The organism is uncultured Roseobacter sp. (assembly GCF_947488185.1).
Taxonomy (GTDB): domain Bacteria; phylum Pseudomonadota; class Alphaproteobacteria; order Rhodobacterales; family Rhodobacteraceae; genus Roseobacter.
In genome coordinates, this window is sequence record NZ_CANKYM010000002.1 from 448,872 (window position 1) to 462,683 (window position 13,812).

Sequence of the window (13,812 nt, forward strand, 5' to 3'; positions counted from 1 at the left end):
GGCAGATTTGAGACGATTTTGTGCTTATTCCCAGCAACTGACCAGCACGGTCATGCCTACGGCGCGGGTAGTGATATCTTCGGGTGCCAGAGCTTCTGTGCCGCTACGGGCCCCTGGTACCAGACCGGCCTTTTCCATCACCTGCGCGATGGCTGACCCGGCGAGGGCAAAAGTCACTTCCTCGGGCAGTCGCCGTTCACCGCCGCCCCGGGGCAGCAGCATGCCAAGCACATTCCCGTTCGCATCAAAGACCGGGCCACCGGCATCGCCGGGCAGGCTGGTCAGGCTGAGACGGCTCAGGTCCTGCTCCCCGCGCAACCCTTTGAGATCGGCGAGCGTGCCGAAGGTCATGCTGGGGGATTCGAGGATGCCTTCGTAGGAATAGCCGGCAACGGCAACATCGGACTGAAGCCGTGGCGGAATCGGGCTGAACTGCGCGACCTGCGGCGGGGCAAGCGTCTGGGCGGGTTTCAGGATGGCTATGCCCAATCCGGCGTCCACCGTACTCAGCTCGGCCTCGATTTCCTCATCCAGCGTGATCCTCGTGCAACTTTGCACCGCATCGGATGTGGTGGCAACCGCGCCACGTCCATCCACGTAAAATCCGGACCGGGACAGGCGCGGTTTGCGGATTTGCAGGCCCGCGATCAGATCGATCTGCTGGCCCGATGCATCGCCTGCTGCCGCGTCCAGAACGCCGGGCAACCGGGTAAAGCTCGCCTGCATCTCGGCAAGAACGCGCGTCCGCCGTTCCTCGTCGCCCGCAGGCCAGATCAGGGTAAAACCTTTGATCTGGCCATCTTCGAGACGGGCACGTGTTTCGCTCACGATCTCATCGTTGCGCCCGATGATCAAAAAACTGTTGCGATCCAGCGACCGTTCGCCCTCCAGCGGCACGATCTCCAGCGTTTGCAGGATCTGGTAGAGGCCGGTGAGCGTGTTTCGGTCACCTTCCTGGCTGATCAGGAGGACCCGCGCAACACCATCACCCGTTGCGTTGAACTGGGCAAAGGGCGGCTCGTAACGGTCCAGCGCCACGAGAGCGGTGGGCAGCAACAGTTCGATACCGGTCTTGCTGTCTGCCACACGCTGCAAGTCCAGACCTTCGAGCACGGCGTTGTACTGTCCGATCAAAGCCGCGCGCTGCGCCGTTGTCAAAATGCCGGTGTCCTCAAACCCATTTGCCGCCTGCCAGGCCGCCATCGAATTGCGCGTGCCACGGCCAAAGGCGCCATCAATCGCCCCATTGTAAAACCCGGCCCATTGCAACGCGATCTGCAGCCCGCGCCGTTCAGCTGCGGTGAGGGTCCGCTCGCTCCGGCGGGCCTCGGCGGGGGTCTCATCCGGTAGGGCTGTGACCTGTTCCGGCACTTCTGGTGTTTCTTCGGTGGGGGCAGGTTGCTCCTCAGGGGTGATCTGTGGGGTTTCCTGCGGTGCGGGCGTCGTCAGCGCGCCGCGCCGCAACAGATCGGCATTCTGCGGATAGAATTGCTGACGCAACGACGTGCTGAAGGCGATGTAACTGTCTCGTGGGATCAGCCCTTCGGCGCGGTAGACGCGCAAGACCTGCTGCGCATCTTCGGCAGTATAGGGACCCAGCACGATGCCGAACCAGCCGCCGCCCAGGGCAAAGCCGTTCACATCCTCAAGCCTGCGGGCGTAGTCCTCTGCCCGGTCAAGCCCGTCCTGCAGGTTTGGCTGCGCTTCGATCTGCACCCAAACGACCGCATCTGCGGATTGCGCGCGCGCGTCCTGTCCGACCGTGGCAAAAAGCGCCACACATACCATCAAAAACCGCATCATTAGACCGCTCACCTCTGGGCTTTGGAAATTCGGCATAGATAATCAGGAAACCGCGCCGTTTACCATATGATGAAGGCCCGAAATATCAGTCGTGGCGCGATTGACGCACCCGGCACACACACGTAGGAAAGGCGCGCAAGACCAGCCCGAGGCTCCACCCCCATGTCCGATACGACCACTGCGCCGAAATCCTTTCAGGAAATCATCCTGCGGCTCCAGAATTACTGGGCGGCCAAGGGCTGTGCGGTGCTGCAACCCTATGACATGGAAGTGGGTGCAGGGACCTTTCACCCGGCGACCACCTTGCGGTCTTTGGGCACGCAGCCCTGGGCTGCGGCCTATGTGCAACCCTCGCGCCGACCGACCGACGGGCGCTATGGCGAAAACCCGAACCGGCTGCAGCACTACTACCAGTATCAGGTGCTGATCAAACCCAGCCCGCCGGACCTGCAGGAGCTTTATCTCGGCTCGCTGGAGGCCATTGGCATCGACATGGCGCTGCACGACATCCGCTTTGTCGAGGACGACTGGGAAAGCCCGACGCTGGGCGCCTGGGGCTTGGGCTGGGAGGTCTGGTGCGACGGGATGGAGGTGAGCCAGTTCACCTATTTCCAACAGGTGGGCGGGCATGACTGCCACCCCGTGTCGGGCGAGCTGACCTACGGGCTCGAACGGCTGGCGATGTATGTGCTGGGGGTCGATCACGTGATGGCGATGCCCTTCAATGACCCGCAGACACCAATTGCCTTGACCTATGGCGACGTCTTCAAGCAGACCGAAGAAGAATATGCGCGCTGGAATTTCGACATGGCCGACACCGATGTCTTGCTGCGTCATTTCGACGAGGCAGAGACCCATTGCCGCGAAATCCTTGATGCGCCGCACGACGACCCTAAGACCGGCAAGCGCATCGTCATGGTGCACCCCGCTTACGATCAATGCATCAAGGCGAGCCATCTGTTCAACCTGCTGGACGCGCGTGGCGTGATCTCGGTCACCGAGCGGCAGGCCTACATCGGGCGGGTACGCGCGCTGGCCAAGCTGTGTGCCGATGCCTTCGTGCAGACGGCGGCAGGCGGCTGGCAGCCGGAGGGCGCCGCGTGAGCTATTCCAACGCAACGCCCGTGATCCGCGTGTCGGACTATGCGCGCGCCAAAACCTTCTACACCGACCTGCTGGGCTTTGAGGCGAAGGAAGAGGCGGGCGAGCCGGTGGTCGGGTTCGGCATTTTCCGCGCGGGAGAGGCACAGGTTTTCCTGGTGTCCTGGGACGGGCCAGAGGCGGCCTATGACAAGTGGCGCGCCTACTTTTATCCACGTGATTTCAATGGTCTGGTCGCGCATCTTACGGCGCGTGGGCAGGCGTTCAAGGGGCCTCGGGTGACCGAATACGGCATGCGCGAGATCGAGGTGACCGACCCCGACGGCAATGTCCTGTGCTTCGGGCAAGACGCGGGATGAACGGCAAGATCGTGGGCAGTGTCATCCTGATCTCGGCCGTCGTTGCGGGGGCAGCGCTCTATTACCTGCAGGTCTACGGTTTCTATGAAGAAGTCACCGCCGAGATGACGGAGGTGCAACTGGTTTCGCTAACGTCGGGCGTACCAGAGCCGATCCGCACCGAGGCCATCGAAGCCATCGATGCCGACAGCTCGCCGATCCGGTTCCGCGCCTGTTTTCAGACCCCGTCTAGTCTGGCGATGCTCACGGAAACCTACGTAGGACTGGAGCGCGCCACGCCGCGCAACGCGCCCGACTGGTTCGACTGCTTTGATGCCGCGGCCATCGCGGCAGAGATGCAGGCCGGTACCGCGCTGCCGTTTCTGGGACAGAAAAACGTGGCCTTCGGGGTCGATCGGATCGTGGTGATAACTGACGATGGCCGCGGCTACATCTGGCACGAGCTGAATGACTGCGGCGAAAAAGCCTATGACGGAACGATTGTGGGCGAGGAATGCCCGAGACTGGATGACACCTGATGCCCGACCTGCTGATCGAACTCTTTTCCGAGGAAATTCCGGCCCGCATGCAGCGCCGCGCGGGGGAAGATCTGAAAAAGCTGATGACCGACGGTCTGGTCGAGGCCGGGCTGACCTATGCCTCGGCAGCGGCGTTCTCGACGCCGCGCCGCCTGACGCTGACGGTCGAGGGGGTGCTGGCCGCGAGCCCGGCCACCGTTGAAGAGCGTAAGGGCCCGCGCGCGGACGCGCCGGGGAAGGCCATCGAGGGGTTCCTGCGCGGTGCAGGGCTGACTCGCGACCAGGTGGAAGCGCGTGACACACCCAAGGGGGCGGTCCTCTTTGCGCGGATCGAAAAACCGGGTCGTCCTGCTGCCGAGATCATCGGCGAGGTGCTGGACAAGACCATCCGCGGCTTCCCCTGGCCGAAGTCGATGCGCTGGGGCGCCGGGTCGCTGCGCTGGGTGCGGCCGTTGCAGTCGATCCTGTGCATCCTGAGCGACGAGGCGGGCGCGCAGGTCGTGCCGCTTGATGTGGACGGCCTCGTGGCGGGCGACCGGACGCGGGGGCATCGCTTCATGGCTCCAGATGCATTTTCTGTTGTGAGCTTCGAGGATTATACCGCAAAGCTCAAGCGGGCATACGTGGTGCTCGACCCCGCCGAGCGCGCGGACGCAATCTGGCATGAGGCGACCAACATGGCCTTTGCGAACGGTCTGGAGGTCGTCGAGGACGCAGGCCTTCTGGCCGAGGTGGCGGGCCTTGTGGAGTGGCCTGTCGTGCTGATGGGACGCATCGCGGATGACTTTCTCGATCTGCCGCCGGAGGTGCTGCAAACCTCGATGAAGGAGCATCAGAAATTCTTTTCCGTGCGCAACCCCAAGACGGGCCGGATCGAGCGCTTTATCACCGTGGCCAACCGCGAGACCGCCGACAATGGGGCGACCATCCTGGCGGGCAATGAAAAGGTGCTGTCGGCGCGGCTGGCGGATGCCAAATTCTTCTGGGAGAACGACCTGCGCGTGGCCAAAGCGGGCATGGAGCCATGGCTGGAGCAACTGAAGAACGTGACCTTCCACGCCAAGCTCGGCACCCAGGCCGAGCGGATCGACCGCATCGCGGCACTTGCCCGCGAGTTGGCCCCGATGGTGGGGGCAGATGCAGATCAGACCGAACGCGCCGCGCGTCTGGCCAAGGCTGATCTGAGCTCAGAGATGGTTTATGAATTCCCAGAACTTCAGGGGCTTATGGGGCGGTACTACATCGACGCTTTAGGTGAAGGCGCGGCGGTTGCCGCTGCGGCAGAAGAACACTACTCGCCGCTTGGTCCATCCGATGGTGTACCGACCGCACCGGTTTCGGTGGCCGTTGCGTTGGCTGACAAGATCGACACGCTCACAGGTTTCTGGGCGATTGATGAGAAGCCCACCGGCAGCAAAGATCCCTTTGCGCTGCGTAGAGCCGCGCTAGGGCTAATTCGAATAGTCGTTGAGAATGAACAAGAGCTAAAATTCGTGCCAGTTTTCTTCAGCGCCTACGCAACACTTCTAGGTCGATCCGTTGGCAAGCGCGAGGCGATCAATGCTGCCGAACTAGTTTCAGCCGCCCAGCTAATTGGCGATCCGGAGCTGGTGAAAAGAATCCGTGACGAAACCGACAGCCTATCCGACGAATATGTAAAAGAGATTGCTGATCGTTCTTTCCACTTCACTGAAGAGAAGACTGAAGCACTCGGCACGTTTCTACACGACCGCCTCAAAGTCTACCTTCGAGACCAAGGCATCTGGCATGACATCATTGACGCCTGCATCGCGATGGAGGGCAATGACGATCTGACGCTTCTCGCGAAGCGCGCGCGGGCGCTGTTGGAGGTGCTGAAAACCGAGGACGGGGAGAACCTTATCCAGGGGTTCAAACGGGCCAACAACATTCTTACGCAAGCGCAGGAGGTGGATGGGGTCGAGTATTCCTACGGCGCCGATGTCAAGTTCGCGGAGACCGACGAAGAACGCGCGCTCTTTGCCGCGTTGGATCAGGCCGAAGGACAGATCGAACCGGCGCTGCAACAGCAGGATTTCGCCACGGCCATGACCGCACTCGCAGGACTGCGCGGCCCGATTGATGCGTTTTTCGAGGCGGTGATGATCAATACCGAGAACGCCACCGTGCGGCGCAACCGGCTGAACCTGCTGAGCCGGATCACCAAGCTCTGCACATCCGTCGCCGATCTGACGCGCATCGAGGGCTGAGACCGGGCCCGTCCAGCGGCGCGCGGAAAGCCTTGCCAGCCGATCATTACGGCCTATGCTGCACCGGAACAATGAGGGTGCTGCAGTGCAGAATAATCCGAACACCACGCTTGTAACCGCCAAGGCGCCCATCGCGAACACCACGCATGGTGGGCGGGCGAAGTGTTTGCAGCGGCTGGTACGGCTTGATCTGCCAGTGCCGCGCACCGTGGCACTCTCCTTTGACGCGGTGCAGCGGATCGCGCGGGGCGAGTTGCCGGACATCACGGCGATTGTCTCGCAGTTTCCAGACGGTACCTTGCTCTGTGTCCGCCCCTCGTCTCAGGACCCTGACTGGGGTGGGCCGGGGGCCGTGCTGAACATCGGTATGAATAGAACCCGGCTGGATGCGCTCAAAGGCCGCCTGGGCGCTGATGCTGCGCGCGCGATTTACACGCGGTTCGTGCAGAATTACGCGGTGGATGTCGCGCGCCTGGACCCGGATGTGTTCGAGGATGTGCAGGGGGAAGGATGTGAAGGGTTGACCGAAGCCCTGCGCGCCTATGAAGCGGAGTTGGAAGAGCCGTTTCCGAACGACCCTGCGGAGCAACTGGCGGCTGTTCTGAAATCGATGGCCCGCGCTTGGGACGGGACGTCGGCGCGCCTGTTGCGCCAGGCGAAGGGCGCGCCGGTGGATGCCGGGTTAGGCCTTGTTGTGCAGGAAATGGCGCTGGGGCTGGGGCAGGGGGAATGCGGCTCCGGTGTGCTGCAACTGGTCGATAGCGAGACGGGGTTGCCGCAGATCACCGGTCGCTACCTGAGCCAGAGCCAGGGGCGCGATGCACTGGAAGGCGATGCGGCGGCGCTTTACCTCGGGCGCGATCCGCGGGGGCCGTCGCTGGAAGAACTGGCGCCCGATGCCTTTGCCGCGCTGAAAACCCATGCGGCCCTGATGCGTCACAAGCTGCGCGAAGAGATGCAGGTGGAATTCGTGATCGAAAACGGCCGGCTTTTCATCCTCGACGGGGTGCGCGTGGCGCGGTCCAGCCAGGCCGCCGTGCGGATCGCGGTTCAGTTGGCCGAAGACAAGATCATACCGCAGGCCGAAGCCCTGATGCGGGTCCAACCCCGCACGCTGTCGGAATTGCTGCACCGGCAGGTCAGCCCGCTGGCGAAACGCGACGTGATCGGGCGGGGCATTGCGGCGAGCCCGGGGGCCGCCACCGGACAGATCGTCTTTACCGCCGCAGATGCGCAGGCCAGTGCGGCGCGGGGAGACCCGTGCATTCTGGTGCGCCGGGAAACCTCGCCTGAGGACATTCGCGGGATGCACGCCGCCCACGCCGTCCTGACGGAGCGCGGTGGGATCACCAGCCACGCCGCCGTGATCGGGCGTGGTATTGGGCTGCCCTGCGTGGTGGGCGCCTCCAACATGCGGTTCAATCGCGGCAAGAAGCAGCTGATCACCAAGGATGGTCGCGTGTTCAATGCCGGTGAGATCATCACTGTCGACGGCTCCAGCGGCGAGGTGCTGGCCGGTGCGCCGGAGATGCGCGAGGCAGCGCTTGATGAAAGCTTTCAAAAGCTGATGGATTGGGCATCGTCCTTCTGTGACATCGGCATTCGGGCCAATGCAGACACGCCTGCCGACGCGCAGACGGCACGAAACTTCAACGCCCAAGGCATCGGTCTGTGTCGGACCGAACATATGTTTTTTGAACCGGGGCGGCTGACGGTTATGCGCGAGATGATCTTTGCGGAGACCTCCGAAGATCGCCGCGCGGTGCTGGAGCGCTTGTTGCCGATGCAGCGGGACGATTTCACACAACTCTTCCGGATCATGAAGGGGCAACCGGTATGCATCCGGCTGTTCGACCCGCCCCTGCACGAATTCCTGCCGACGGATCGCGCCGGTCAGCGTGAATTGGCCGAAGCGCTCGACCTGCCCCTGTCGCATGTGACGCAGCGCATCGAAGCGATGTCGGAGTACAACCCGATGCTCGGGCTGCGCGGCGTACGGCTCGGCGTGACCGTGCCGGAAATCTACGAAATGCAGGCCCGCGCGATTTTCGAGGCCACGATTGCCGCCAGCGTCGAAGGGTCCGCAGTGGTGCCGGAGATCATGATCCCGCTCGTGTCGGCACGGCGGGAGGTGGAACTGGTCAAGACCTTCATCGACGCGGTGGCGGCGGCTGTGCGCAATGAAGCGGACATGGATTTCAACTACCGTCTTGGGGTCATGGTCGAAACACCGCGTGCGGCACTGCGCACCGCCGATATTGCGCCGCATTGCGCATTCTTGAGTTTTGGCACAAACGACCTGACCCAGATGGCCTACGGTTTGTCGCGCGATGACGCGGGGCGGTTCATGTCCGACTACGTGCAGCAGGGTGTCTTTCCCGAGGACCCATTCCACGTGCTGGATACCGAAGGCGTGGGCGAATTGCTCAAACTTGGGGCAGAAAGAGGGCGGGCGGCACAGCCTGATGTCACGCTCTCCATCTGCGGGGAGCATGGGGGCAACCCCGAATCAATTGCATTCTGCCGAGACGCGGGATTTGATTATGTTTCCTGTTCTCCCTTCCGTGTTCCGGTGGCGCGACTAGCTGCCGCACAGCTTGCGATATCAAGCAATATGTAGTGTTTTTGCCCTCTAACATATTCAATATATAGTGTTTTCTAGGATGACGTGTTGAGCGGTTGCGTGCCGACGTTAACCATCTTTACGGCCGTAAACTTTACGTCAACTTTTATTATCTGTAGAGCACGCCCATTGAAATGCCGTTGGGGGACGCGTCGTGCGTGTTATCTGCAAAACGATTTTATCGTTGTCATTAGGGTTGCTTTTGGGCTTTTTTGTGGCCGATCCGGGCCTTGCCCGTCAGGGTGACCAATCTGAAAAATCATCTGAAGCTGACTTGCAGGCGGTGACTGTACGCCGGATGCAGGACACCACTTTGACCACACGAAAATCGGATCCGCTGGAGTTCTCGAAGAGCTGGGTTGATGCACAACCCAAGGCGCGGGGCGGTGACGAATTGCAATGCTTGGCGGAGGCGCTTTACTTCGAGGCACGGGGCGAGACTGTCAAAGGTCAGTTTGCCGTCGCCGAAGTCATCCTCAACCGGGTGCAGTCGGACCGCTTTCCGAGCTCGGCCTGTGGTGTGATCAATCAGGGCACAGGCAAAAAGTACCAGTGCCAGTTCACCTATACATGTGATGGCCACAAGGAAGTCATCTCCGAGCCGCGCGCCTATGAACGTGTGTCGAAAGTGGCACGCGCTGCTTTGGACGGCGTGGCACCCGAGCTGACCGAAGGGGCAACACACTATCACACGACGGCGGTGAACCCGCGCTGGAGCCGTGTTTACACAAAAACCGCAGCCATCGGCGTTCACGTCTTTTACCGCCATACGTGGCGCACGGCGAGCAATTGACGCTTTCGGGTCTTGGCGCGCCGTTCTGAAGACTGTTAAAGGGCAGGCGTCGTCTATCGTGACGGCTGCCCGAATGTAACAGAAAGCCCGTCCGATGAGTTCCGAGATCAGACTTGCCTTTGCGCATCCTTCCGAACGGTCGGAGGCGACCGCGGATGTCGGCCCGCTCGACCGTATCTCACTGCGTGACTACATCGTCGAAGTTGAAATCGGTGCCTTTCAGGCCGAGCGGGGCGTTACGCAGCGCATTTGTTTTAATGTCGTGGTCGAGGTTCAACCATTGGATGCGCCCATTGACGACGATGTGGATCGCATCCTCAGCTATGACAAGGTAACCGAAGCGATTGCATTTGAGTTGTCGGATGAGCGGCTCAACCTGCTGGAAACGCTGGCCGAGCGGGTGGCAGAACGCATCCTGCTGGAGCCACAGGCCATGCGGGCGTTCGTGCGGATCGAAAAACTGGACCGAGGTTCCGGTGCGCTTGGGGTCGAAATCGTGCGGGCGCGGCAGGAAACCGCCCCGGCGCGTGTCGAAGAGGGGCCCGCCCCGCAACCGGAACTGGTCTATCTCAGCAATGACGCCATCGCATCGGATCACCTCAAAGGCTGGATTGACCAGCTGGAAGCCTGTGGAAAACCCCTGATCTTTTGCGTCGGCGCCTCCGACACCGCCGCCCCGCAGGTCGCGCATAGAATGGCCCAACGCCGGATTGATCTGCTCGCCATCGAGCAAAACGCCTGGGTGCTGGCCTCCAAGGATGACCGCTGCGTGGTTGTGGATACCCGGACAGAACTCGATTGGGCGATGCGTAATGGACAAACCTGCGTCTGGGCACCGTCGAAAATCGTGCTGGATGCGGTGGACGGACCCTCTGCACAGCCGCGCGACGCGGTGGCCCTGGCCGCATGGTTTGCGGCGACTTTTGACGCAGGCGAGATGATCGTGATTGGCGCAGACCTTCCGCAAGAGGCATCTGTGCCCTTGCGCGCCATCTCCGCTCTGCACGCCACGCTCTGAGCTATGAAAGAGTATTTTCGACCTATAGTTCAGACAGATATCGCCCGACCTTCAACTGCATTTGATCTGGCGGGAGGCTGGGGTTGGTTTACCGACGTCGAGGTGTTGTCACGCATCGCTGGGCCCCGCGTACTGCCCGCAACCGATATTAACGCGGATGCCCTTAATGCCCTGATCACCCCACGAGGTCCTGTTGCGGGGCTGACCATGGATCGTCCGCGCGTCATGGGTATTCTCAACACGACGCCCGACAGCTTTTCTGACGGTGGCAAGCATAACTCCGTTGCTGCGGCGTGCGCCGGGGCTTTGTCTATGACAGAGGCTGACATTCTTGATGTCGGTGGCGAATCCACCCGGCCGGGCGCCGCCTTTGTGTCCGAAGAGGAAGAGATCGCGCGCACCACACCGGCCATTGAGGCCATCCGTGCAGCGGGTGTGTCACAGGTGATTTCAATCGACACCCGAAAGGCTGCCGTGGCCGTCGCCGCGCTGGATGCAGGGGCTACAGTGGTCAATGACGTGTCCGGTTTCACCTTTGACGCTGGCCTTGCACCACTCTGCGCGGAACGCGGCGCGCCCGTTTGCGTGATGCACGCACAGGGCGATCCGGCCACCATGCAGAAAGACCCGCAGTACGACAACGTACTGCTGGACGTCTATGACTTCCTCGATGACCAGATTGCAAATCTGGTGCGGGCAGGGGTCCAGCGGTCGCAAATCATCGCGGACCCGGGCATCGGTTTTGGCAAAACGCTTGATCACAATCTGACCTTGCTGGCGCGGCTATCGCTCTTTCACGGGCTGGGCGTGCCGATTTTGCTGGGGGCATCGCGCAAACGGTTCATTGGCACGATTGGAAAGGCGGAGGCGGCGGGGGACCGGATGCCGGGATCGCTGGCTGTTGCGCTCGCGGCGTTGAAACATGGGACACAAATTGTGCGCGTTCATGACGTGCCGGAGACCGTTCAGGCCATTGCACTCTGGCGCGCGAGCATGGCAGGTTGCGCGCATGGATAAACTCTTTGGAACAGACGGGGTGCGCGGCACCGCCAACACGTATCCGATGACGGCGGAGATGGCCCTACGCATTGGGGCCGCTGTCGGGCGCTATTTCAGCCGGGATGGATCGAGCGTTCACCGGGTGGTGATTGGCAAGGACACGCGGCTGTCAGGCTACATGTTTGAAAACGCGCTGACGGCGGGTCTGACCTCGACGGGTATGAACGTGTTGCTCCTGGGACCGGTGCCAACGCCGGCTGTCGGTCTTTTGACACGTTCGATGCGGGCTGATCTTGGGGTGATGATCTCGGCGAGCCATAATCCGGCCATCGACAACGGGATCAAGTTCTTTGGTCCGGACGGCTACAAGCTGTCCGATCAGATGGAGGCGGAGATCGAGGGCATTATTGCCGAAGGTGTCAATTCCGCTGAAGCCTCCGATATCGGACGTGCGAAGCGGATCGACGACGGGCGTTTCCGCTATATCGAGCGCGTGAAATCTTCGTTTCCTCGCCAGCAGTTATTGGACGGTCTTAAAGTTGTTGTAGACTGCGCAAATGGGGCTGCATATCGCGTCGCACCGGAAGCCTTGTGGGAGTTGGGAGCGACCGTCATTCCAGTGGGTGTGGCGCCCAATGGGCACAACATCAACGATGGCTGTGGCTCCACACATCCGCAGATGGCTGCGGAAACGGTTGTAGCGCATGGCGCGGATGTCGGCATTTGCCTCGATGGCGATGCGGATCGGGTTATCCTGCTCGATGAGCGTGGCAAGGTGGGGGACGGCGATCAATTCATGGCGCTTATGGCGTCGCGATGGGCGGCTGAAGGCCGATTGGCCAATGACGCCTTGGTCGCAACCGTCATGTCCAACCTTGGGCTGGAGCATTTTTTGACCGACAAGGGGCTGCGGCTGGAACGCACGGCGGTCGGGGATCGCTACGTGGTAGAGCGCATGCGCACGGGGGGGTTCAACCTCGGCGGCGAGCAATCCGGGCATATCGTGATGTCGGATTATGCGACCACGGGCGATGGCCTGATGGCTGGCTTGCAGTTTCTGGGCGAAATGATGCGCTCCGGGCAGCCGGCTAGCGCCCTTCTGGATAACTTTGAGCCGATCCCGCAATTGCTTAAGAACGTGCGGTTTTCTGTGGGTCAAACCCCGCTTGAAGTTGAGAATGTAAAAGCGGCAATCACCCAGGCCGAGGCCGATTTGGCCGGACGAGGGCGCTTGTTGATCCGGAAATCGGGCACGGAACCCCTGGTGCGGGTCATGGCAGAACATGAGGACGCGGACCTGATGGAACGCGCCGTTGACCGTGTGGTCGAAGCCGTGGCAGACGCCGTCTCTGTTTAGCAAAGGGCCTACTTTTTTGAAAAAAGCCGTCTGAGCGCACCGTATTGACTCAATCCAACGCCGGCCAGGATCAGCACAAGGGCCCACAACAGCGATGGTGGCAGTGGTTCGCCCAGGATCAGGGCGCCGAGGACCACCGACCAGATGGGCACTTGGTAGTTGGTCAGCGACATGAACACCGGCCCGGCCCCGCGCACCACAAGCACGCGCAGCAAATTTGCCGCTGCGGTCGGGATGAGACCCAGCAAAACGACGACGATGATCGTCTTGCGATCCGGCAAGGGGGGTGGCCCCTCCACGATCCAGGCCATCGGCAAGACGATCATGGCGCCGATCAACAAGAGCACCGTTGACAGCCCGATGGTGTCCACCGGCGGCAAACGACGCATCAAGATTGACCACACTGCGTAACAGGATGCGGCCCCGATGCAGGCCATCCTGCCTGCCGGTTCCATTGACGCGCCCGTAGTCTCGAAGGCCTGCGCGCCAATCAGCACGCAGACGCCGACGAACCCGATGACGAAGCCCAGACTCTTGCGCAGGGTGAGCGCTTCACCGGGCACCAGAAAATGCGCCAGCGGCAGGACGATCAGGGCGACCGCAGCCATGGAGACCCCCGCAAACCCGGAGGTTACGAATTGCTGGCCCCAGGCCAGCAGCATGAAGGGCACCGCAGAGCTAAGCCCTCCGATGACCGTTGCCGCCGCCCAATCGCCGCGCGTCGCCGGGGTGTCGAACAGGCGAAAACCCAAGGTTGCCCAGATGGCGGTCATGAGCAGGGCCGCAAAGCCGATACGCCCCGCTGCGAGCCAGAAGGGTGTCACCCCTTCCAGCGCGATCTCGGTCACCAGAAACGTGCCACCCCAGGTGAACCCCAGGATACCGACCATCAGCCAGCTTTTGAGTGTGATGTCGGGGCGCGCGGTCATAAGGGTATTCCTAAAAAAACGGGGCGAAATTCTCCGCCCCGTTCAAACCAGCGCATTTGGATCTGAGTATGTTTCGATCCAGAT

At 61.6% G+C, this 13,812-nt stretch carries 11 protein-coding genes; 9 read left to right on the forward strand and 2 right to left on the reverse strand.

What is annotated here, in order from left to right:
* Positions 1 to 24: 24 nt before the first annotated feature.
* Positions 25 to 1,800 carry a serine protease gene (locus Q1A52_RS08220; protein WP_367278013.1) on the reverse strand — a complete coding sequence of 592 codons (1,776 nt, stop codon included), beginning with the start codon at positions 1,798 to 1,800 and terminating at the stop codon, positions 25 to 27.
* Positions 1,801 to 1,965: 165 nt separating this feature from the next.
* On the opposite strand from Q1A52_RS08220, the gene Q1A52_RS08225 reads away from it, so the two are divergent.
* From Q1A52_RS08225 to glmM, 9 genes are all read left to right on the forward strand, one after another.
* Complete coding sequence (locus Q1A52_RS08225; RefSeq protein ID WP_300013396.1) at positions 1,966 to 2,907, forward strand: glycine--tRNA ligase subunit alpha; 942 nt, start codon at positions 1,966 to 1,968, stop codon at positions 2,905 to 2,907.
* The gene (locus Q1A52_RS08230) at positions 2,904 to 3,263 is read left to right on the forward strand and encodes a glyoxalase superfamily protein (protein WP_300013399.1); all 360 of its coding nucleotides are present in this window, start codon (positions 2,904 to 2,906) and stop codon (positions 3,261 to 3,263) included. Before Q1A52_RS08225 ends, Q1A52_RS08230 begins: the two co-directional genes overlap by 4 nt.
* Positions 3,260 to 3,781: a DUF6446 family protein gene (locus Q1A52_RS08235; protein WP_300013402.1), complete on the forward strand. Its 522-nt coding sequence runs from the start codon at positions 3,260 to 3,262 to the stop codon at positions 3,779 to 3,781. Before Q1A52_RS08230 ends, Q1A52_RS08235 begins: the two co-directional genes overlap by 4 nt.
* A complete protein-coding gene (gene glyS, locus Q1A52_RS08240) occupies positions 3,781 to 6,009 on the forward strand; it encodes a glycine--tRNA ligase subunit beta (protein ID WP_300013405.1) in 2,229 nt (742 codons plus the stop codon). Before Q1A52_RS08235 ends, glyS begins: the two co-directional genes overlap by 1 nt.
* A 55-nt stretch (positions 6,010 to 6,064) precedes the next feature.
* Positions 6,065 to 8,629: a putative PEP-binding protein gene (locus Q1A52_RS08245; protein ID WP_300013408.1), complete on the forward strand. Its 2,565-nt coding sequence runs from the start codon at positions 6,065 to 6,067 to the stop codon at positions 8,627 to 8,629.
* A 199-nt stretch (positions 8,630 to 8,828) separates the two neighbouring features.
* Complete coding sequence (locus tag Q1A52_RS08250; protein ID WP_299777633.1) at positions 8,829 to 9,425, forward strand: cell wall hydrolase; 597 nt, start codon at positions 8,829 to 8,831, stop codon at positions 9,423 to 9,425.
* Positions 9,426 to 9,519: 94 nt separating this feature from the next.
* The gene (locus Q1A52_RS08255) at positions 9,520 to 10,443 is read left to right on the forward strand and encodes a dihydroneopterin aldolase (protein ID WP_300013411.1); all 924 of its coding nucleotides are present in this window, start codon (positions 9,520 to 9,522) and stop codon (positions 10,441 to 10,443) included.
* Positions 10,444 to 10,446: 3 nt separating this feature from the next.
* Entirely contained in the window at positions 10,447 to 11,460 is a 1,014-nt protein-coding gene (folP, locus tag Q1A52_RS08260) for a dihydropteroate synthase (protein WP_300013414.1), read from the forward strand.
* Positions 11,453 to 12,799: a phosphoglucosamine mutase gene (gene glmM, locus Q1A52_RS08265; protein ID WP_300013417.1), complete on the forward strand. Its 1,347-nt coding sequence runs from the start codon at positions 11,453 to 11,455 to the stop codon at positions 12,797 to 12,799. Before folP ends, glmM begins: the two co-directional genes overlap by 8 nt.
* Positions 12,800 to 12,807: 8 nt before the next feature.
* Here glmM and Q1A52_RS08270 read toward each other — a convergent pair whose 3' ends face one another.
* A complete protein-coding gene (locus Q1A52_RS08270; RefSeq protein WP_300013420.1) occupies positions 12,808 to 13,728 on the reverse strand; it encodes a DMT family transporter in 921 nt (306 codons plus the stop codon).
* Positions 13,729 to 13,812 lie beyond the last annotated feature (84 nt).